This is a genomic window from Mycobacterium sp. 852014-52450_SCH5900713, assembly GCF_001667075.1.
Classification (GTDB): Bacteria; Actinomycetota; Actinomycetes; order Mycobacteriales; family Mycobacteriaceae; genus Mycobacterium.
This window is the reverse complement of record NZ_LZIL01000009.1, coordinates 142,102-161,973: the sequence shown is the minus strand read 5'-3', so window position 1 is coordinate 161,973 and position 19,872 is coordinate 142,102. Positions and strand designations below refer to the sequence as shown.

Genomic DNA, 19,872 nt, shown 5'->3' with positions numbered 1-19,872 from the left:
GTCATTCCTCGATGTGAATGGCCAGCGCGGGGCACGCCGCGGCGGCTCGCCGTGCGCCCTCGGCCTGTTCGGATGATGGATTGGGGTTGAGCAGAACGACGACACCGTCGTCGTCGCGCTGGTCGAACACCTCGGGGGCGTTCATCACGCAGTTTCCCGACGAAGCGCAGACGTCTTGGTCGACAGTCACTTTCATCTGCAGACCCTTCACTCGTACGGCGTCACGGGCGCCAGCCACAGGCCGACGATCGCGTCGATGAGACCGGATGCGGCGGCCCGCCAGGATCGCTGGGGGGGCGAGGCACCCCCGGCAAGCGCTCGTTCCCGATCGGCGCAAGTGTGCATCAACAGGTTGCGGGCCATGATGTTTCGTTCGAAATGCACTTCGGCCGGCAGGTCGGGCAGACAGCGGTTGATGCCCTCGACGACCTGAACCAGCGACGGTGAGCTGAGGGCGCCCTTGACGATGATGTTGTAGTACGCGGGATCGGTCATCGCCTGCGCCGCGAAACGCGCGTACCAGGTGGGGTTGCCGAGCACTTCGAGGTGATCGGTGAGCGGGCGCACCAGGCACGCCACCCAGTCCCTCATCTCGGTCGAACCACCCGATTCGCGTAGCTCGCTCACCATCTGCTCGCGCAGCCGCTCGACCGGCAAGCGGTGCTTCTGTTCGATCGCGCGCACCAGGTCGGCCTTGGTGCCGAAGTGGTAGCCCACGGCGGCGTTATTGCCCTGCCCGGCGGCCTCGCTCACCTGCCGATTCGATACCGCGAACATGCCGTGCTCGGCGTACAACCGCTCGGCCGCGACCAGGATCGCTTCCTGGGTGGAGCTGGCCCGCTCCGTGCGAACCGTCCGGCCGATGGTGGTCACCCGGTTAGTCAACCGCGGGCCGGCGATTAAGTCAAGCGATTGATTTAATTCGGGAAAGTCTAGTTCGGCGCTCTCCACTTCGGTGCCACATAGCGGCCAACCGGTGACAAAGGTCCCTCGCCCCTAGTCGCTCCGCTGGGTGACGATGGCTTCTTGCGCGGCGGCAACGTGGCGGTGTCAGGACGGTGAATCATTGCGGGGGTAGGGATGTTGTCAGCCAGCCGGGTCTCGGCGATCGAGGAATCGGCGTGGTTTCAGTCGAAGTGGGCTCCCTACCTGTTGACCGATGCGGATTTGCGCATCCGCGCGGTGAACCCGGCCTGCGAGCGCGTGTCGGGACACCCGCGGGAGGGCCTGCTCGGCCACCAGCTGTTCGACGTCTTCCCGGATAACCCGCGCGATCCGGAAGCGGACGGAGTTGCCAACGCTTCCGCGTCGCTGGAGTTGGTCCTTCGTCGCGGGATCCGGCATTGGCTGGGGGTGCAGCGGTATGACATTCCCGACTGGCGGAATCCGGGCGAGTTCGTCTACAAGGTTTGGACGCCGGTGAATTCCCCGATCAAAGAGGGCAAGAAGACCGTTGCCGTGCTGCAGCATGCCCAGGACATCACCCGCGTCGTGCCGCCGGCGCCCACCGACCGCGCGTATCCGAAACTGCTCGAGTTGAGGAGCGCTGCCGAGGTGCTGGGGCGCCAGTTCCCCGACCTTCCCCTCGAGGCTGTGCTCAGCGTGCTGGCGCATTCCCACAGCGTGATCATGGAAAGTGCTGGCGTGGAAGACCTTAAGCGCGCGGAGGCACTGGCCAAGCTACGGCTCGAAACCCACGCCGGACATCCCGCCGAAGGGCCATGACGTCACCCTCACTCACCCTTGCGCGACTCGTTGCGTGGGCGAATCACCTTCCCGGCGGATGTCCCCCCGTCTACCGGTAGCACGGCCCCGGTGACATAGCGGGACCGATCGGTGGCGAAGTACAGCGCCGCCTCGGCGACGTCCTCGGGAGTGCCCTCCCGCTTCAGTGGCCGGTCGTCCCGCATTCCCTGGCGAATCCGCGCTTCGAACCGCGCGAGCTCATCGGGGTCCACGTCGACCGCCGACGAAGCCAGGATCGGCGTGGGGATGCTGCCCGGCGCGATGGCATTGACCCGAACTTCGTGGCGCGCCAACTCAATTGCCGCGGACTTGGTGAACTGGATGACCGCGGCTTTGGATGCCCGGTAGATCATCACCCCGCCGCCAGCCTGGATGCCGCCGATCGACGTCAGGTTGATGATCGATCCGCCCCCGGATTCGGCCATGTGCCGGGCGGCATCTCGGGTACCGGCCATCACTCCCAGGACGTTGACCCCCATCACCCGGTGGAAATCGGTCAGGTCGTCGTCGAGCAGAGGGCGCAGCGGGCTCGAGATGCCGGCGTTGTTCACCATGACGTGCAGACCGCCGAATTTCTCGACGGCGGTGGCGATCAGCGCCCCGACCTGTTCGGGATCGGAGACGTCCGTGCGCCGAAACGCGGCGCCGGCGCCCAACGCTGCGGCCAGCTCCTCTCCCCGGTCGGTCTCGATGTCGGCGATGACGACTCGCGACCCCTCGGCCACGAACCGTTCCACTATTCCGCGACCGATGCCGGACGCACCGCCGGTGACGATGGCAACCTTGCCATCCAATTCGTTGACCACCCGATGAGTTAATCGGCGGCGAGCGCGTTAAGTCAAGCAATTGATTTAAGCGGCCCGTGCGGGCCGGTACGGCCTTAGGGGTTCCCCTCGTCCCGCGCACGCGCCATGCTGAGGGGCCAGTGCATCGGGAAACTCGGGAGGTTTGCACATGAAGGTTCTGGTCGTCGGCGGCAGCGGACTCATCGGATCGCAGGTCGTCGCCCAGCTCAACGAGCTGGGACACGAGGCCGTCCCCGCCTCGCCGAGTTCGGGGGTCAACACCATCACCGGCGAAGGCCTCGCCGAGGCTCTCGCCGGTGTCCACACGGTGGTGGACGTCTCCAACTCGCCATCCTGGGCCGACGACGATGTCCTGAACTTCTTCACCACCTCCACCCGCAACCTCCTCGAGGCGGAGCGAGCCGCGGGAACGCAGCACCACGTCGCACTCTCGATCGTGGGAGCCGACCGGACGGCCGAAAGTGGTTACATGCGGGCAAAAGTTGCCCAGGAAAAGGAGATCGTGGAATCGGGATCTCCGTATTCGATCGTCCGGGCGACCCAATTCTTCGAATTCGTTGAGGGCATTGCCGATTCGATGGCGGACGGCGACACGGTTCGCGCACCGCACGGGGCGTTCCAGCCCATCGCCGCCGCGGATGTCGCCACGGCCGTGACCCGCGCGGCGAGCGGCGACCCGGTCAATGGGGTGATCAATATCGCCGGCCCCGAGAAGCAGGGCATGGACGACTTCATCCGGACTCGGTTCGCCGCAACCGGCGTTGACCGCCAGGTGATCACCGACAATGACGCCCGCTATTACGGTGCGGTGCTCGACGACCGCAGCATCGTCCCCATCGACGGCGAAGACGTGGTCGTCTACCCCACCACATTCAGCGCCTGGATGGCCTCCAGCGCGGCGGGCGACACCCGCTAGGAAAACAGCACTTCGAAATTGCCGTGAGGGCGGTGATTCGTCATCGACCGCACGGCCCTGGCGGCAATCTCGACATCCACTACGTAGGTGGTTGCGCTGAGCCCCGCGGCCGAGCACGGTGTAAGACGCCGGAGATCTATGACGACGAGGAGCGATCAATGCCTGTGCAACCCAGACCCGGCGCCCCCGTCGACAAATCGGTCCTCACCAGACGCGGATTCATGGCCGCCGGCATCGCGGGCGGATTCGCGTTGGCGGCGTGCAGTCAGTCCAAGCCCGCGCTATCGGGCAACGCCCAGATGTCCGCGGCCATCGCCGCGGCCGAGGCCGCCCGGCCGCATAGTGGCCGCACCGTCACCGCCAGCCTGACCGTCCAGCAGGTCCAGGTCGACCTGGGTGGACCGGTCGTCCGCACCCTGGCCTACGGAAACACGATCCCGGGCTCGCCGATCCGCGCCAGGATCGGCGATGAACTAGTCGTGACGGTGAGCAACCGGCTCGACCATCCGACTTCGGTGCACTGGCACGGCATCGCGCTGCGCAACGACATGGACGGTGCCGCCCCCGCCACCCCGAACATTCCTGCCGGCCAGGACTTCACCTACCGGTTCTCGGTCCCGAATTCGGGCACCTACTGGGCCCATCCGCACACCGGTCTGGACGCCGACATGGGCCTATACCTACCGGTAATCGTAGACGACCCCACCGAGGGTAACTACGACGCCGAATGGATTGTGGTCCTTGATGATTGGACCGATGGTGTCGGAAAGTCACCTCAGCAGCTCTACACCGAGCTGACCAACCCGAACAAGCCCGCCCCCTCAAGCGCCCCCGAGACCACGTCGACAACACCGCCGACCACCACGACAACCACGACAACCAGTGAGACCTCGACGACCTCGTCCACCAGCGAAACCTCGACGACGTCGACCAGCCCCACCACGTCGACCAGTCCGACCACCCCGGCAGCCGGGAGCGTCGGCAGAAGTGATCTGCTCGGGGGCGACGCCGGAGACATCGCTTACCCCTACTATCTGGTCAACGGCCGAGTTCCCGCCGCTCCCATGACCTTCAGCGCGAAGCCCGGCCAGCGTATCCGGATCCGTTTCATCAACACCGGTTCCGACACCACGTTCCGTGTGGCGCTGGGCGGTCATTCGATGACCGTCACCCATACCGACGGCTACCCGGTGGTGCCGGCCCAAGTCGACGCCCTGCTCATCGGCATGGCGGAGCGCTACGACGTCATCGTGACGGCGGCCGACGGCGTTTTTCCGCTGGTCGCACTCGCCGAAGGAAAGAATGCCGTGGGGCGGGCGCTGTTGTCGACCGGAGCGGGCAGCCCACCCGATCCGGGGTTTCAACCGCCCGAACTCAACCGGCGGGTGGGCACGGTGGAAATGTTCACGGCGACAACGCCCGTCAATCTGGGCCGGCCCCAGTCCGGACTCGACCTACCGGTCGTGCTGGGCGGCAACATGACCCAATACAACTGGACGATCAACGGAAAGCCCTACAGCGCCACGGAACCGTTGCACATCCGAGAGGGGGAACGGCCCACCCTCACGTTCGACAACACCACGATGATGTATCACCCGATGCACCTGCACGGCCACACGTTCCAACTGATCAAGCCCGACGGCAGCCCCGGCGCGCGCAAGGACACCCTCATGGTGCTGCCCAAGCAGAAGTTGCTCGCCGTGCTGGTGGCCGACAATCCCGGCGTGTGGATGTTGCACTGCCACAACACCTATCACCAGGAGGCCGGCATGCAGACCCGCCTGGAGTACGTCTTCTAGACCTAGGCGGCGGCGAAGAAGTCGAGCAGCAGCTGGTTCACCGTCGTTGACTGCTCGATCTGCGGGCAGTGGCCGGCCTTGTCGACCACGACCGAACGGGCGCCGTCGATCTCCTTGGCGATCTGCGCGGCCCAGCCGGCCGGAAGGAGCTTGTCGTGTCCACCCTCGACGACCAGCGTCGGCGCGGTGATGCGCTCGTAGGCTCGAGCGCTCGAGGGTGTGCCGGACGGCGTGGCCCCCGGGCGACGAAACCGGGCCGCGGCGACGGCCTCCCACGCCCCCGGCGCGGTGCTCGACTCAAAGCGGCGCCGCACGTAATCGTCGTCGGCGGGATAGCCCGGGTCGTGGAACAGGGCCTCGACGATGCGCCGCATGCCGGGCAACGTTGCGTCGTATTGCTGTAGCGCCTCGAAGTGCTGATTCTGTTGAATTTCGCCGCCCCCGCAGATGATCGTCAGGGTGCGGACGGGCAGCAGGGGTGCGTCCGAGGTGGCGTCGGTCAGCAAGTTGATGGCGCCCATCGAGTTGCCCACGAAGTGCGCCGAGGCGATGCCGAGCAGCTCGCAGAACCGCGCCACGTGCCGGATCCGCATCCCGCGTCCGTCAACGAAGTCGATGACCTTTGCCGACTCTCCGAAGCCTAGCTGGTCCGGCGCCAGCACTCGGTATCGCGCGGCGAGGGCGGCGATGTTGCGTTCCCAGCCGAGTTCGGCGCCGGCACCGAACTCACCGCCGTGCAGCAGCACCACCGGGTCGCCGTCGCCCGCTTCCAGATAGCTGGTGGCCAGCCCGTCGACCGTCGTGGTTCTGCGCTGGATCTGCATCACTTGATCGCTATCGGATTCACCGGTGAGCCGACGGCCCCAACGAATCTCAGGGGCGGCGCGACGAGCTGGAACTCGTAGACCCCGTCCTCGGCGCAGTCGGCCGCCAGCGCGGAAAGGTCCCAGTACTCGCCGAGCATCATTCCCATGTCGCGCAGCGTCAGCAGGTGGAAGGGCAGAAACACTCCGTCGACACCGGACACCGGGTCTTCGACCTGCAGGTTGTCGGAGGCCACGGCGGCGACCTCGTGATCGTGTAGCCACGAGGCGCACCGCCAGTCCAATCCCGAGTACGGCTCGGTCTTGTCGCCGGTCATGAGAAACCTTGTCCACCAACCGGTTCGGATGAGCACGATGTCGCCGCGTTCGATCGTTACACGCTGCGCGCGAACGACGTCGTCCAGTTCCTCGGGGCTGATCGGGTTTCCGTGTTCGAGGAACACCTCGGCGCCCCGGTGGCGGACCAGGTCCAGCAGCACGCCACGCGAGGTGATGCCCTTGCCGTCGACCTTCTCGATTCCAAGGTGAAAGGCCCCCAGGCTGGTGACCGAACTCGCCGAGAAACCGTTGTAGAGCTTGTCTTCGTAGTACACGTGCGACAGCGCGTCCCACTGGGTGGCGGCCTGAAGCGGCATGATGATCATGTCGTCGTTGAAGCGGAACAGGTTGTCGACGAAGTACGGGCCCATCTGCGCCGCCGTCGGATTCCGCCCCCAACCCGGTCCGTACTGCGGGAGTGAGTTGGCATCGCCGCCGTCCACCGTCATGACGTGTATCGGATTGTGCCGGAAACCGAAGGCGCCCTGCGGGCCTGACGAACCGAAATCCACTCCGAGCGGGAACACCTTGCCGTGCCGGACCAGGCCGGCGGCCTGGGCAACCTTGTCCGCGGTGATGAAGTTCAGCGTGCCCAGCTCGTCGTCAGCGCCCCACCGCCCCCAGTTGGAGACTTCGCGAGCGGCCCGGCGGAAGTCGGTCACGCTGGCCACGGCGCTCCCTCCTCCAGTTCTCTGGCGATGGCGGCACCCACGTTCCCGCCGTCGACCCACAACACCTGGCCCGAAATATAGCTGGCGGCATTGCTATTCAGGAAGAGCAGGGCCGAGGCTTGTTCGGCGGGCCCGGACACCCGCCCCAGGGGTTTGGGGATGTCGTCGAGGAAGGCCTGCCCGTACGCGCCGCGAAGCTGGTCGAGGATCGGGGTTTCGGTGACCCCGGGACCGGTGCAGTTGATGCGGATTCCCCGCCCGCCGAGGACCGTGGCGCTTCGCATCGTGTAGAGGATGATCGCTTCCTTGGAGAACTGATAGCCGCGGCCGGCGAGCGCGTCGGGGTGGGCGTGGCACCAGTCGATGCCTTCCCGCATGGTCGCGGTGTTCAGTAGCGGCGCCACCGACCGGAGATGGTCGCGGTATGCCGCCGCCGCGAGTGACGAGACGCTCACGATGGAAGACCCCGCCGGCATCCTCGGAATCAGCGCCTCGGTGATGTGCCGCAGCCCAAGGAAGTTGATGGTGACGACCAGTGGCGGATTGCCGATGCCCGACGAGACACCGGCGACGTTGAAGAGCGCGTCGACGCGCCCGTCGACGGCGGCGACCGCGGCATCGATCGATCCTTGCTCAGCGAGGTCGACCTCGTGAAAGTCGTTGATTTCGAAGGCGGGCGGCCGCTTGTCCAGACCGACGACTTCGGCCCCCAACTCCGTGAGCTGGCGCACCACATGTTCGCCGATGCCCGAGGCGCAGCCGGTCACCAGCGCCCGGCGGCCGTCATAGCGCCACAGCTCGTCGATTCGTCCCAAGACTCAACCGGCTTTCGGTGTCACTTGCCTTGCTGTTCTTTCAACCGCTGGGCCGCCTGGACGCGGCCCTCGTTGATCTCCGCCATGGCTTCGGGGATCTCGCTGGCGGTGAACTTACCGCCCCGGCCGGTCGGCAGGCCACCGAACGAATAGTGCTCGTCGAAGTGCGGCGCGGTCGATGCCGGCCGCCGCGCCTCGACCTTCTCGATGACGGGCTCCAACCGCTTGGCCTTTTCGGCCGTTGCTTTCGCGTCGCGCTCGATGAACTCGGGCAGCACTTCGGAGCCCATCAGCTCGATGGATTCCATGGTGCCCTCGTGGCTTCGCGGGTTGAGCAGCAGGATGATCTCGTCCACGCCGCTTTCCTCGTAACCGCGCAGGAACTCCCGCACCGTGGCCGGAGAACCGATCGCGCCCCGGCCGGGGCCGTAAGCCAGCGTCGGATCCTTCTCGACCTCTTCGAGATACCGCTGCCAAACCCCGGTCCGCCCGGGAGTGTGTACGCCCGTCATGTAGTAGTGCATGATGCCGAACGAGAAGAAGCCGCCGCCCTGACCGAGCCGTTGCAGCGCCTGCTCGTCGGACTTGGCGACCATCATCGACAGGTCGCCGCCGATGGCCAGAATGTTCGGATTGATCCGCGGTGTAACGGGCACGCCGTTCTCTTCGAACTCCTTGTAGTAACCGTTCACCCGTTCGGTCAGCGGTCCGGGTCCGGTGTAGGCGAAACTCAATGCACCAATGGCCTTTTGGGCAGCCATCTGCACGCTCGCCGGGCGCGTGCAGGCGACCCAGACCGGCGGGTGCGGCTTTTGCAGCGGCTTGGGGACGACGTTGCGTGCCGGCATCTGGACGTGCTCACCGTTGAAGCCCGCGAAGGGTTCCTCGATCATGCAGCGGATCGAGACCTCGAGCGCCTCCTCCCACTGGGCCCGTTTGTCGGCCGGATCGATGTTGAATCCACCGAGCTCACCGACGGAGGACGACTCCCCGGTGCCGAATTCCACGCGGCCGTTGGAGAGCAGGTCGAGGGTGGCGATGCGTTCGGCGACCCGGGCCGGGTGATTGACCACGGGTGGCAGATGCATGATGCCAAACCCCAACCGGATGTTCTTGGTCCGCTGACTGGCCGCGGCCAGGAAGATTTCCGGTGCCGTCGAGTGGCAGTACTCCTCGAGGAAGTGGTGCTCGGTCAGCCAGACGGTGGAGAATCCTGCCTTGTCGGCGGCCTCGACCTCGTCGAGGCAGTCTTGCATCATGACGTGCTCGTCGTCGGGCGCCCAGGGCCGCGGTAGGGCGAACTCGTAGAACAGCGATATTTTCATTGCTACCTCCTATGAGAATTAAGGGTTCGGTTGGCGGCTTGTGCGGCAAGGTGATTCGCCGCGACGAAGCCGAAGGTCATCGCGGGGCCGATCGTCGCCCCCGCGCCGGCATAGCTGCGTCCCATCACCGGCGCGGACGTGTTGCCCACCGCGTACAGCCCCGGCACCACGGTGTCGTCGTCCCGCAGCACCCGCGCGTATTCGTCGGTACGCAGGCCGCCGGATGTCCCGAGGTCGCCCAGGACGATCCGGAATGCGTAGTACGGCGGATCGCCCAGCGGGTACAGGTTCGGGTTGGGCAGGGTCGGATCACCGTAGTAGTTGTCGTAGACGCTGTCGCCGCGGTTGAAGTCGTCGTCGTGGCCCTTGCGGGCGAGTTCATTGAAGCGCCTGGCGGTTTCGGACAGATTCTGCGCGGGAACGCCGATCCTGTCCGCCATCTCCTCCCACTTCATCGCCGCCTTGACCACGCCCGATTCCAGCCAAGCCGAAGGGACCTTGCGGCCGGTGGGGACCGGCGCGCCCGGGATTTTCGGTATCGGCAGATGGCCGCCGATGACATAGCGATTCCACGACCTGTGGTCGGTGAGCAGCCAACAGGGGATGTGGGTAACTCCGGATTTGTGGCCGTCGATCATGGCGTGACCGAAGTCCATGTAGGGCGCGGCCTCGTTGATGAAGCGCGTGCCGTTGCCGTTGACGATGAACTGCGCAGGCATCATGCGTTCGTTGAGCATGAATTGCATGCGACCGTCCGGCCATTGGATGGCGGGGAACCACCACGCCTCGTCGAGCAACTCGGTTGCGGCGCCGACCTTTTGCGCCGCCCGGATGCCGTCGCCCATGGCGGCGGGGTTGCCGAAGCTCCAGTCCTGATCCACTACGGGTAGTAGTTCCTTGCGCCACGCGAGGTCGTGGTCGAAGCCACCGGACGCCAGGATTACCCCGAGGCGCGCCCCGATCCGCTGCGTTTCACCACCCCTTTCCAATGACACGCCGGTAACGGTCCCGTCCGCGTCGGTGAGCAACTCGGTCATCGGCGAGTCCAGCCACAGCGGGATGCCGCGTTCACGCATGGTCAGCCGCAGGCGCGCGGCCAATGACTGTCCGATCGCCGCCATCCGTTCGCCGAACAGCCGCGCCCGAACCATCCGCGAAATCAGCTTGAGGAGCACGCCTTTGCCGGCCCACGATTGCCGGATGCGGTAGAAGGTCCGAAGTTCTTTGGGCCCCAGCCAGATTCCCTTGGGGGCCAGCGCCAAGGGCTGCAGAAGCTTGTGCTCGTCGGGCCCCAGTTTCCGCAGGTCGATGGGCGGCACGTTGATCGTGCTGCCGAGTTCGGATCCGCCGGGCAGTTCCGGGTAGTAGTCGGCGTAACCGGGTTTCCAGACGAATTCACACCACCCGGAGAGCCGTTCGAGGAATTCGAGCATTTTCGGCGCGGATTCGACGTACTGCCGTATCCGGGCCTCGCTGACCAATCCTTCGGTGATCCGTTGCAGGTATTCGACGACGCCCTCGGGTGAGGGCACGTAGCCCTCCCTGCGCTGCGCGGGCGCTCCCGGCACCCAGATGCCGCCCCCGGACAGCGCGGTGGATCCGCCGAAGAACGACGACTTCTCCACGACCAGCGCGTCCAGGCCCGCGGCTTGGGCGGTCAGGGCGGCGGTCATGCCGCCGCCGCCCGACCCGACGACGAGTACGTCGACGACGTGGTCGAACCCGTCCTCCCCGCCCGTCATTTCAGCACTGCCGTTCTGATGGCGAACCCGGCGATCAGTTCGGCGGCCGGCTTGTAGTAGCGCCCCACGGTTTCGTACGGCCCGGCGCTCGCCAGCGCCGAGAATGCGGCGATCCAGGTTCTGATTTCCTGGGCGGAGCCCCCACCCTCGTGCGCGACGAACGAGTTCGACCACTGGTCGAGTTCGGCGAGCCAGCCGCCGTCGATGATCTCGAGGAATCGCTGGTCCCACACCGGGTTCAGTGCCTGCAGCTCGTTCTCGCCTGCGGCGAAGCGCTTGGCCGCATCGATCACGGCCGCCTGCCGGGCCTGGCGCTGCTCGGGCGTCATCGGCCGGCCGTGCACGATGCGCTCCAGTACCGGCGGCGGTGCGGTCGCCAATGTCGGTACCGGCGGGCTGTGGGAAAGCCCACCGGATCCCAGCACCAGGACCCGCTTGTCGAGTGTGGTCAGATAGGTGCCGACGGCCGCACCGAGCGCCCGGCAACGATGCAATGGCCCCAGTGGGACGCCGATCGCGTTGATGAAGATCGGTATCACCGGGCGTGAGGTGGCCTCGCCGAACAACTTTTCGAGGGGCTGAACGGTTCCGTGATCCACGTCCATGCAGGCCGAGACCGCGACGTCGACCCCCGCGTCGAGGACGGCTTTCGCGCACTCGGTGGCCAGCCTTTCCGGAACGTCGAGCGGGCCCGCATGGGTGCCGTAATCACCAACTCCGTTGGCGCCCGTGCCGATACAGAAGGGCGGCATCATCTTGTAGAAGAACCCGTTGTAGTGGTCCGGGGAGAAGGTGACGACCAGTTCGGGGTCGTAGTCGGCGACGAATTGTCGCGCGCCGGCGATCGCGCCTTCGATGTCGTCAAGCAGGTCCTGCGACGGCCCCGGAAGATTCAGGAGCGGGCTGTGCGACATACAGCACAGAGCCAGTGCCACTTTGCGGATCACCCCCTCGCGGCGTGAGTGTGAGTGCATCGATGAGCGCGGCGCTCAGGTCGGGGGCGCGCTGAGCGATGCACGCACCGGCGATGCACCGATCGGGACGCAGGAACAACACCGATTCCTGGTGGGTGTCGAACCAGGATTTGACCGCACCGTCGCGGTCTCCCACGACGACGACGTCGGGATCGTCGTGGCCGGTCCAGTGCAGTTGGGTCAGTGGCCGCAACGCAATGAATCGGGCGCCCAGGGCTTTCCAGTTCGCGAAGGCGGCGTCACCGAGAATGTTGCGGGGGTTGTTGTTCCAGCAGAGCACCGCGAACCAGTCGCCGAGCACGTCGTCCAGCAGCACGTTCTGCCGATCCCGGGTGTCGACCCGGGGCTGGATGAACAGCGTGCCCACCGCTGAATCCGCCCGGCCGGTGCCGGGTTCGTGAACGACGGCCCCCTGTTCGTAGCGCGGCATCGGCTTGAACCGCATCTCCAGGACATACCGCTTGAGCGACGGCACAATTGACGCCGACCGCACCAAAAGGTCTCGCGCGCCGGCCACCCGGCGGTTGGTGGGCGAAATCACTCGCCCCACCATGGTGGAAAGGTCGATCATGGCCCGCGCGTGCTTGCGGCGCTCCATGTCATAGGTGTCCAGCAAGTGCTCGCCGGCACGCCCGCTCACGACCGCGGCGAGCTTCCAACCCAGATTGGCCGCGTCGCGGATGCCGCTGTTGTAACCCTGGCCCTGCCAGACGGGCATCAGGTGCGCGGCGTCCCCGGCCAGCAACAGCCGGCCCTTGCGGAACGCGCCGGCGATCCGCGAGTGATGGGTGTAGACCCGGCGCCGGATCACGTCGACGCGGTCCGGGTGCGGCACCATCCGGGCCAGCATCCGCGTCAGGAACGCCGGATCCTCAGCCTGCTCGTCGGTCTCGTCGGCGTGAATCATGAACTCGAAGCGGCGAATTCCGTGCGCGATCGAGATCGAGGCATAGGGCCGTTCCGGGTCGGCGCCGACCTCGCTGTTGGGGTGACCGAGCGGGTCGTTGGCGATGTCGACCACCAGCCAGCGGGTCGACGAAGTTGTCCCGTCGAAAGATACGCCCATCATGCGGCGGGTCATACTGCGACCGCCGTCGCATCCCACCACGTAACGCGCTCGGAGGCTGGACGTTCCATGGTCGCGCTCGCCCCCGAGTTCGACGGTCACCCCGTCGGCGTCGTCCTGACACGCCACCATCGGTCGTCCCCACCGCACCTCGACGTGCCCGAATCGTTCCAGCCCGGCCAGCAATTCGGCGTCGACGAGCGGTTGCACGAAACCGTTGCGCTTCGGCCACCCGAACCGCGCATCGGGCGGCGCCATTTCGGCGAGCACCCGCCGCCTCGCGTCCACGAACCGCAGGATCTGGTTGGGCACCGTATGCGGCACGATGCGATCGGCCAGCCCGATCGACTGGAAGGTCCGCAGCGCCTCGTCGTCGAGCCCCACCCCGCGCGGATAGTCGATCAGCGTGTCGCGTTCGTCGACCACCACGGTCCGGATGCCCCGCAGCCCAAGGATATTGGCCAAAGTCAGGCCGACCGGGCCGGCGCCGACCACGACGACGTCGGTCTCGATTCCTGCCGGCTGGCGCCCCGCGTCGACCATCACCGCCCCAACAGGAAGTCGAGATGCAGCCGATTGAAAGTCTTGGGGTCCTCGTACTGCGGCCAGTGCCCGCAGCCGGGCATCACCTCGAAGCGGGCGTTGGGAATCATCGACGCGATGCGGCGGCCCTCGGTCACGTCCGCGGTGGGGTCGTCGCTGGTCCACAACACCAGCGTCGGCGCGGTGATCGCACCGTATTCGTCCGGGCCGATGATGTTGCGCGCCCGAATCTCGGGGTCCTGCAGGGCCATGATGTCGCGCATGGCGTCGACGAATCCCGGTTGGCGATAGACGCGTTGGCGGCTGGCGACGAGGTCGTCGTAGCCCTTGGACTTGTCGGCCATCAACCACTTGATCCGCGCTTGCACCGTTTCCCACGTCGGGTCTTCCGCGGCCGCCATGGATAGCGTGATGATGCGCTTCATCACCACCGGGTCGGCTTGGGAGCCGCCGGCGGTATTGAGGACGAGGCGGTCGACCACGTCGGGATGGTCGATGGCGGCGCGGGTGGCCACCCAACCGCCCAGCGATTCACCGCTGATGCTGGCGCGATTGACGCCGATGGTGCGCAGGACGGCCATCAGGTGCTCCACATAGTGGTGGACCTCCAGCGGGTGGCCCGGTTTGCTGGTGTAGCCGTGGCCCAGCATGTCTATCGACCAGGTCCAGAAGTGCTCGGCGTGCGCCCCCAGGTTGCGGACGTAGGCCTCGGCGTGGCCACCGGATCCGTGCAACAGCATCAGCACCGGCTTGCCGGGGTCGCCGGCCCGCAGGTAGCGGGTCCGCACACCCCCGGCGTCGAGGTAGCCCTGCTCAAACGCGACGCCCTGGAGATCGCTCCAGATGCTTTCGAACTCCGCCACGGTTCCTCTCTGGCCTTCAGATCGTGGAAATCGTATTCTCGTTCTTGACGAACTTGGTGTGCTAATATCGCACACTAGCGTGCGTTATTAATAGAGCTTCGCTCTCGCAAGGAGGTCTGTCAAGGCTGTGGCAGGTTCGGTGACAGGTTCACAAACGCTGGCCCGGGGGCTGACCGCGCTGCAGATGGTGGCGGATGCCCCAGGTGGGCTTACCGTGCAACAGCTCGCGGAACAGGTCGGGGTGCATCGCACCATCGCCTATCGACTGCTTTCAACGCTGGCCGAATTCCGATTGGTGGCCAAGGGAGAGGACGGGCGCTACCGGCCGGCTTCCGGGCTCGCCGTTCTCGGCGCTTCGTTCGACCGCAACGTGCGCCAGGTCAGCCTGCCGACCCTGCGCGCGCTGGCCGACGAGCTGGGCACCACGGTGTCGTTGCTCATGGCCGAGGGGGACCAGCAGGTGGCGATCGCGGTCATCGTGCCGAGCCATGTTGCCTACCAACTGTCCTTCCACGAAGGAAGTCGATATCCGCTCGAACGGGGTGCGGCCGGAATCGCCTTGCTCGCGAGCATGCCGCCGCGTCCCGGGGAACGCGACCTGGTCACCCGCGCTCGCGAGAGCGGCTGGGTGAGCACCTACGGGGAGATCGAGCCGAACACCTACGGCCTGGCCGTGGCGGTGCGCCGCCACCCGCCCTCCCCGCCCACGTGCATCAACCTCATCTCCCACCGAGAAGACGTCGTGATGCGTGGAAAAGATGCGGTCATCAAAGCCGCGAAGCAGTTGTCCGAGCTGCTGGGCTGAAGGGATAACGATCAATGTCGTGGGACATGCAAGTCGACGTCGTCGTGCTCGGCAGTGGTGGCGCCGGGCTTACCGCCGCCCTCACCGCGGCCGCATCCGGCGCCTCGGTGGAGGTCTTCGAGAAGGCGCCGACCGTCGGGGGGACCACCGCGGTGTCGGGTGGCGTCGTCTGGATCCCGGCCCATAACCGTTCGCCCGACGGCGAATTGACGACCGCCGACGCGTTGCGATACCTGCGCGCGCAGTCCCTGGGCTCGATGGACGACGAGTCGGTCGAGACATTCGTGCACACCGGCCCGGCGATGCTCGACTTCGTCGAGGCGCACAGCGGTTTGCGCTTCGAGATCGCCACCGGCTTCCCCGACTACCGGCCCGAATTGCCGGGAGGGCAACCGGCCGGCGGCCGTTCACTGAGTGCCGCTCCCTTCGATCTGGCGCAGTTGGGCGAGTGGGCCACTCGGATCACGTCGTTTCCCGCCGACTGGTCCAACGTCGGATTCGATGCCGAGACCAGGGCCCGTCTGCACGCGGCGATCGATGAACGAACGAGCCACCTGTGCGTTGCAGGCACCGCCCTGATCGCCGGGCTCCTCAAGGGACTGCTGGACGCCGGCGTCACCCCACACACCAACGCGCGGGCCGAACGACTCATCGCCGAGGACGGAGAAATCACCGGGGTGCGAATCGGCCTGCAGGGCCGCAGCATCGACGTTCGCGCCCGAAACGGCGTCATCCTCGGCACCGGCGGATTCGAGTGGGATCCCGCTCTGGCGCAAGCCTTTCTGCGGGGCCCGATGCACGGCGCGGTCTCGCCGCCCAATAACACCGGCGACGGCCTGCGCATGGCGATGGCGCACGGCGCAGACCTGGCGAACATGGGCGAGGCCTGGTGGGTGCCGATCGTCCAAATCCCCGGCGACACCATCGAGGGCAAGCCACGCAGCCGCAGTGTACGGCTGGAACGGACGCGGCCAAGGAGCATCATCGTCAACTCGGCAGGTCGTCGATTCGTCAACGAGGCCTGCGACTACAACTCGATGGCCGGTGCGTTCCACTACCTCGATCCACGCGGCGGGTACGTCAACGACCGCGGGTGGATGGTGTTCGATTCAATTCACCTGCAGCGCTACGGGTTCCTGGGCATCGAACCCGGACAGCCCGTTCCGGACTGGTTCTGTGAGTCGGCGGACCTCGCCGAGTTGGCCGCCAAGACCGGCATCGACGCGGACGGCCTGATCCGCACCGTCGAGGCCTGGAACCGCCACGTGGCCGCCGGCGCCGATCCCGACTTCGGGCGCGGCTCCAGCGCGTACGACGGCTATTGGGGTGACGACAGTGCGACCACGCTGGCCGGCAAAACCCTCGGCCCGATCGACACCGCCCCCTTCTACGCGGTGCCGGTGTGCATCGGCGCGATGGGCACCAAGGGCGGTCCCCGGACCGATCGCGACGGCCGCGTGTTGCATGTGGGCGGTGAGCCCATCCCGGGTCTTTACGCCGCCGGAAATGCGATGGGCGGTGTGACCGGACGCGCTTACGGCGGTGCCGGCGGAACGTTGGGTCCCGCAATGGTGTTCGGTTACCGCGCCGGGTATGCGGCCGCCACCGGAAAGTCCGTCGACCTGAAGTAGCGAGCCGCGCACCACCTTGGGCATCGAGCGTGGGCGATTACTTGCGGTTGCCGTCGGCCAATCAGCCTATTTCGCGATCGGCACCTCGACGCAGATGTGAGTTCCGACCGGGACATCGAGGAAGACGAAATCTCCCCCGGCGGCGTCCACACGCGCCCGGTGCGACGCCAATCCGATGTGTCCCTCACCGAGGCGGCGGGCCACGGTCCCGACGTCAAATCCCACGCCATCATCGACCACGTTCAGGACGCACCTGTCGTCGGTAATTCCAAGCATGACCGAAGCGCTGCGAGCCCGGGAATGTTGCACGACGTTGGACAGCAATTCGCGCACCACACCGAACACGATCGGGTCGATCGCATTGCGAATCGGGTAATCGATGTCGGTGGAGATATCGATGCCCGAACGCCGGGCGGCGAATACGGCCAGTTGCTGCACCGCGGCCGCGAGGCCGACCTGCTCGAGGACGGCGGGATGCAGCTCGAAAGTCGCCTGCCGCAGGCGTTCCGATGCCATCTGGAGGCCGGTGAGCGCCCGCCCGACACGCTCATCGCCGGGCAATTCCGCGTCCAACTCGACGAGTTCTTGGCGCACCGCCAAGATGTCCTGCAGCGGTCCATCGTGAATGGACTCCGAAATCCGCCGCTGCTCGACATCGGACGCGGTCATCGTTTGAGCGAGCAACTCCTCACGCAGTGTGCTCAGGCCCGCGACTGATCGCACGTGTCGTTCCTCGATCCGGACGACGACGAACGCCGTGGCGCACAGAAACGCGTAGAGCCCGAGCAGAAAAACCGTGCTCGGCCAGTGCCCCGGACTCATCAGCAGTCGGTCGTGAGTGCCGGCGATGGCGAAGCCGACGAGCGTGAAGGTGAGCACCACCGCCGCACGCCGCGACGACACATCCACGCCCACCAGAACCGGCAGCAGCACCATGATCAGCAGCGGCAGGATCCCAAGGGCGGACAGCAATTGAAAGCCCGTCAACGCGACCACGTCGAGGATGGTGAAAGTAAACGGCTCCAGCCGGCCGACCCCGGCCGAGCCGCTCAACCCAACCCAACGACGCACCGGGGTGAAAGCCAGCACTAACGCGCAGAGCGCAACGAATGCGTACGCGACGACGAGAGCGCTTTGCTGCGGCCATTCCCACCGCGGGGTGTCGACGACCATGGCGGCAACCATGAGGCCCACCACACAGATCCGGAGCACCGAAACGATTCGATACGAGCGCAACTGGTGCACGCTGCGCACCCGGTCCAGTTCTGTGTCGCTGCTATCGGCCACCCGATCACCGTAGTAATCCGCCTCGGCCCCGCCGAAGCAAACCGGCAGATTCCCCATCAGCTTGCCCGGAAATTGAGAACGGCGCTCTTGAGCGGACCGCTACACTCATCGCCATGGCCGGGCCGGCAACGCCAGAAAAGGTGCGGGTGGTTGTCGGCGACGACCATCCGCTCTTCCGCGAAGGCGTGGTGCGTGCGCTTTCGTCGAGCGGTTCGGTGCATGTCGTCGGCGAGGCGGAGGACGGCTCGGCGGCGCTGGAATTGATCAAGGAGCACCTGCCCGACATCGCTCTGCTCGACTACCGAATGCCCGGCATGGACGGTGGCCAGGTGGCGGCGGCGGTGCGGAGCCAGGAGTTGCCGACCCGCGTGCTGCTGATCTCGGCGCACGACGAGCCCGCCATCGTGTACCAGGCGCTGCAGCAGGGCGCAGCCGGATTCGTGCTCAAGGACTCGACCCGCAGCGAAATCGTCAAGGCCGTGCTCGACTGCGCGCAGGGTCGCGACGTGGTGGCACCGGCTCTGGTGGGAGGCCTTACCGCGGAGATCCGGCACCGGGCGGAGCCGACGGGTCCGGTGCTCAGTGCGCGAGAACGCGAGGTGCTCAACCGGATTGCGCGTGGTCAAAGCATCCCGGTGATCGCGGGCGAGCTGTACGTGGCTCCGTCGACGGTCAAGACCCACGTGCAGCGCCTGTACGAGAAGCTCGGCGTCAGCGATCGCGCGGCCGCCGTTGCCGAGGCGATGCGGCAAGGTCTGCTCAGCTAGCGGCCGACCGGTGGTCGGGTCCGACCGACGCCGGCCGATCCGCCCGCAGCAGCGCGTTCGCGAAGGCCGATGCCTCGGCCACCAGCCGGCGAGCCCGGTGTTCCACCTCGTCGAGGTGTCCGGCGCTCACCCCGGCACGGGTCAGCTGTCGCTTGAAGGAAACCAACGGATCGACCGCGGCGGGGTGGTTGGTCCGGAAGGTCACCGCTTCCACCATCGCAGGACCGCCGCCGGCGCTCGCTCGTTCCACCGCTTCGGCGACCGAGTCATGCACGGCCCCAACGCTGTTGCCGTCCACCGACAGCACGGGCAGGCCATGGTGCTCGCGCGGGCCCCGGCGCACTCCGGACGCATCGCGGATGTTTTCGACGACGAACACCACCGGGAGTCGCCACGACAGCGCGATCTGCGCGGCCGACTTGAACTCGGCGGAGTTCACGGCTTCGTCTCCGATGACGCACAGGGTCACCTTCCCGTCGCCGGCATGCCGCTGCGCGTAGGCATCACCCAACGCGAACAAGATCGACTGCCGCACAGGGTCGGTGGTGGCGAACAACTGTTTCCACTCCGTCGCGAACGGGCTTTCCTTCGCCCCGCCGGTCGCAGCCCGGCTCGGGACGATCATCTCGGCGATGGCCGGACCCAGCGGAAGGGCGCGGCCGACCCGCTGGGCGCGCTCGAAGTGGTGGATCGCGGTGCTCATGACGTCGCCCGGTCGAAGCGCCGCGACGGCGCCGACGGCCACCGCCTCCTGGCCGAATGCGGCAACCGTCGTCGCCTTGAGCAGACCGCCGATGCTCCGCTCTTCCAGCGCCATGTCCAGCAGTCGCATAGCCCACATCCGGCGGTACAGCTCCAGCTGTTCACCGAGGTTTACGGCCGACAATTCGGGTGTGCGAGCCATGTGCGGGTCTCCTAACTGATCCTGGGTGGCGGCGTCGAGGTGACCGCCGTGTTGTACACAAGATCAACGT

19 protein-coding genes are annotated in these 19,872 nt (G+C 66.5%); 6 read left to right on the top strand and 13 right to left on the bottom strand.

Annotated features, from left to right (window positions below; genetic code table 11):
* Window position 1: 1 nt before the first annotated feature.
* Both A5773_RS03450 and A5773_RS03445 read right to left on the bottom strand, forming a co-directional pair.
* Window positions 2-196, bottom strand: a complete 195-nt coding sequence (locus A5773_RS03450; RefSeq protein ID WP_066958072.1) for a ferredoxin — start codon at window positions 194-196, stop codon at window positions 2-4.
* A gap of 11 nt (window positions 197-207) precedes the next feature.
* A complete protein-coding gene (locus A5773_RS03445; protein ID WP_066958012.1) occupies window positions 208-873 on the bottom strand; it encodes a TetR family transcriptional regulator in 666 nt (221 codons plus the stop codon).
* A gap of 207 nt (window positions 874-1,080) precedes the next feature.
* Here A5773_RS03445 and A5773_RS03440 point away from each other — a divergent pair, with 207 nt between their 5' ends.
* Window positions 1,081-1,725 carry a PAS domain-containing protein gene (locus tag A5773_RS03440; RefSeq protein WP_067789426.1) on the top strand — a complete coding sequence of 215 codons (645 nt, stop codon included), beginning with the start codon at window positions 1,081-1,083 and terminating at the stop codon, window positions 1,723-1,725.
* Between the two features lie 8 nt (window positions 1,726-1,733).
* On the opposite strand, the gene A5773_RS03435 is transcribed toward A5773_RS03440, so the two are convergent.
* Window positions 1,734-2,552, bottom strand: a complete 819-nt coding sequence (locus tag A5773_RS03435) for an SDR family NAD(P)-dependent oxidoreductase (RefSeq protein ID WP_067263585.1) — start codon at window positions 2,550-2,552, stop codon at window positions 1,734-1,736.
* A 148-nt stretch (window positions 2,553-2,700) separates the two neighbouring features.
* Between A5773_RS03435 and A5773_RS03430 the strand changes: the two genes are divergently transcribed.
* Entirely contained in the window at window positions 2,701-3,468 is a 768-nt protein-coding gene (locus A5773_RS03430; RefSeq protein ID WP_067789424.1) for an SDR family oxidoreductase, read from the top strand.
* A 158-nt stretch (window positions 3,469-3,626) separates the two neighbouring features.
* Window positions 3,627-5,267, top strand: a complete 1,641-nt coding sequence (locus A5773_RS03425; RefSeq protein ID WP_066958005.1) for a multicopper oxidase family protein — start codon at window positions 3,627-3,629, stop codon at window positions 5,265-5,267.
* A gap of 2 nt (window positions 5,268-5,269) precedes the next feature.
* Here A5773_RS03425 and A5773_RS03420 read toward each other — a convergent pair whose 3' ends face one another.
* From A5773_RS03420 to A5773_RS03385, 8 genes are read right to left on the bottom strand one after another with little or no spacing between them, the layout of a single operon-like run.
* Window positions 5,270-6,091 carry an alpha/beta fold hydrolase gene (locus tag A5773_RS03420; RefSeq protein WP_066958004.1) on the bottom strand — a complete coding sequence of 274 codons (822 nt, stop codon included), beginning with the start codon at window positions 6,089-6,091 and terminating at the stop codon, window positions 5,270-5,272.
* The gene (locus tag A5773_RS03415) at window positions 6,091-7,080 is read right to left on the bottom strand and encodes a cyclase family protein (RefSeq protein WP_066958003.1); all 990 of its coding nucleotides are present in this window, start codon (window positions 7,078-7,080) and stop codon (window positions 6,091-6,093) included. Before A5773_RS03415 ends, A5773_RS03420 begins: the two co-directional genes overlap by 1 nt.
* On the bottom strand, window positions 7,068-7,895 hold the full coding sequence (locus tag A5773_RS03410) for a coniferyl-alcohol dehydrogenase (RefSeq protein ID WP_066958002.1): 828 nt from the start codon (window positions 7,893-7,895) through the stop codon (window positions 7,068-7,070). Before A5773_RS03410 ends, A5773_RS03415 begins: the two co-directional genes overlap by 13 nt.
* Before the next feature lie 20 nt (window positions 7,896-7,915).
* The gene (locus A5773_RS03405) at window positions 7,916-9,220 is read right to left on the bottom strand and encodes an LLM class flavin-dependent oxidoreductase (protein ID WP_066958000.1); all 1,305 of its coding nucleotides are present in this window, start codon (window positions 9,218-9,220) and stop codon (window positions 7,916-7,918) included.
* Between the two features lie 2 nt (window positions 9,221-9,222).
* Window positions 9,223-10,962, bottom strand: a complete 1,740-nt coding sequence (locus A5773_RS03400) for an FAD-binding protein (protein WP_067789422.1) — start codon at window positions 10,960-10,962, stop codon at window positions 9,223-9,225.
* Window positions 10,959-11,876, bottom strand: a complete 918-nt coding sequence (locus A5773_RS03395; protein WP_067789420.1) for a 3-carboxyethylcatechol 2,3-dioxygenase — start codon at window positions 11,874-11,876, stop codon at window positions 10,959-10,961. Before A5773_RS03395 ends, A5773_RS03400 begins: the two co-directional genes overlap by 4 nt.
* A complete protein-coding gene (locus A5773_RS03390) occupies window positions 11,824-13,545 on the bottom strand; it encodes a bifunctional 3-(3-hydroxy-phenyl)propionate/3-hydroxycinnamic acid hydroxylase (protein WP_067789417.1) in 1,722 nt (573 codons plus the stop codon). Before A5773_RS03390 ends, A5773_RS03395 begins: the two co-directional genes overlap by 53 nt.
* Window positions 13,545-14,408 carry an alpha/beta fold hydrolase gene (locus tag A5773_RS03385; protein WP_067263604.1) on the bottom strand — a complete coding sequence of 288 codons (864 nt, stop codon included), beginning with the start codon at window positions 14,406-14,408 and terminating at the stop codon, window positions 13,545-13,547. Before A5773_RS03385 ends, A5773_RS03390 begins: the two co-directional genes overlap by 1 nt.
* A gap of 127 nt (window positions 14,409-14,535) precedes the next feature.
* Here A5773_RS03385 and A5773_RS03380 point away from each other — a divergent pair, with 127 nt between their 5' ends.
* Window positions 14,536-15,213, top strand: coding sequence for an IclR family transcriptional regulator (locus tag A5773_RS03380; protein ID WP_066957989.1), 678 nt, complete (start codon window positions 14,536-14,538; stop codon window positions 15,211-15,213).
* A gap of 14 nt (window positions 15,214-15,227) precedes the next feature.
* Window positions 15,228-16,844 carry an FAD-dependent oxidoreductase gene (locus tag A5773_RS03375; protein WP_067789415.1) on the top strand — a complete coding sequence of 539 codons (1,617 nt, stop codon included), beginning with the start codon at window positions 15,228-15,230 and terminating at the stop codon, window positions 16,842-16,844.
* A 66-nt stretch (window positions 16,845-16,910) separates the two neighbouring features.
* Here the strand turns inward: A5773_RS03375 and A5773_RS03370 are convergent, their stop codons facing one another.
* Window positions 16,911-18,131, bottom strand: a complete 1,221-nt coding sequence (locus A5773_RS03370) for a sensor histidine kinase (RefSeq protein ID WP_197505819.1) — start codon at window positions 18,129-18,131, stop codon at window positions 16,911-16,913.
* A gap of 113 nt (window positions 18,132-18,244) precedes the next feature.
* Between A5773_RS03370 and A5773_RS03365 the strand changes: the two genes are divergently transcribed.
* On the top strand, window positions 18,245-18,898 hold the full coding sequence (locus A5773_RS03365) for a response regulator transcription factor (protein WP_066957983.1): 654 nt from the start codon (window positions 18,245-18,247) through the stop codon (window positions 18,896-18,898).
* Here the strand turns inward: A5773_RS03365 and A5773_RS03360 are convergent.
* Window positions 18,891-19,802, bottom strand: a complete 912-nt coding sequence (locus A5773_RS03360; protein WP_067789412.1) for a thiamine pyrophosphate-dependent enzyme — start codon at window positions 19,800-19,802, stop codon at window positions 18,891-18,893. The two genes, A5773_RS03365 and A5773_RS03360, sit on opposite strands and share 8 nt — an antisense overlap.
* Window positions 19,803-19,872: the final 70 nt, after the last annotated feature.

Excerpts from the sequence above, each read along its gene's own strand:
- A5773_RS03450 (WP_066958072.1), bottom strand. The coding sequence starts at position 196 with ATGAAAGTGACTGTCGACCAAGACGTCTGCGCTTCGTCGGGAAACTGC.
- A5773_RS03440 (WP_067789426.1), top strand. The coding sequence starts at position 1,081 with ATGTTGTCAGCCAGCCGGGTCTCGGCGATCGAGGAATCGGCGTGGTTT.
- A5773_RS03430 (WP_067789424.1), top strand. The coding sequence starts at position 2,701 with ATGAAGGTTCTGGTCGTCGGCGGCAGCGGACTCATCGGATCGCAGGTC.
- A5773_RS03425 (WP_066958005.1), top strand. The coding sequence starts at position 3,627 with ATGCCTGTGCAACCCAGACCCGGCGCCCCCGTCGACAAATCGGTCCTC.
- A5773_RS03420 (WP_066958004.1), bottom strand. The coding sequence starts at position 6,091 with ATGCAGATCCAGCGCAGAACCACGACGGTCGACGGGCTGGCCACCAGC.
- A5773_RS03405 (WP_066958000.1), bottom strand. The coding sequence starts at position 9,220 with ATGAAAATATCGCTGTTCTACGAGTTCGCCCTACCGCGGCCCTGGGCG.
- A5773_RS03400 (WP_067789422.1), bottom strand. The coding sequence starts at position 10,962 with ATGACGGGCGGGGAGGACGGGTTCGACCACGTCGTCGACGTACTCGTC.
- A5773_RS03395 (WP_067789420.1), bottom strand. The coding sequence starts at position 11,876 with ATGTCGCACAGCCCGCTCCTGAATCTTCCGGGGCCGTCGCAGGACCTG.
- A5773_RS03390 (WP_067789417.1), bottom strand. The coding sequence starts at position 13,545 with ATGGTCGACGCGGGGCGCCAGCCGGCAGGAATCGAGACCGACGTCGTC.
- A5773_RS03375 (WP_067789415.1), top strand. The coding sequence starts at position 15,228 with ATGTCGTGGGACATGCAAGTCGACGTCGTCGTGCTCGGCAGTGGTGGC.
- A5773_RS03365 (WP_066957983.1), top strand. The coding sequence starts at position 18,245 with ATGGCCGGGCCGGCAACGCCAGAAAAGGTGCGGGTGGTTGTCGGCGAC.
- A5773_RS03360 (WP_067789412.1), bottom strand. The coding sequence starts at position 19,802 with ATGGCTCGCACACCCGAATTGTCGGCCGTAAACCTCGGTGAACAGCTG.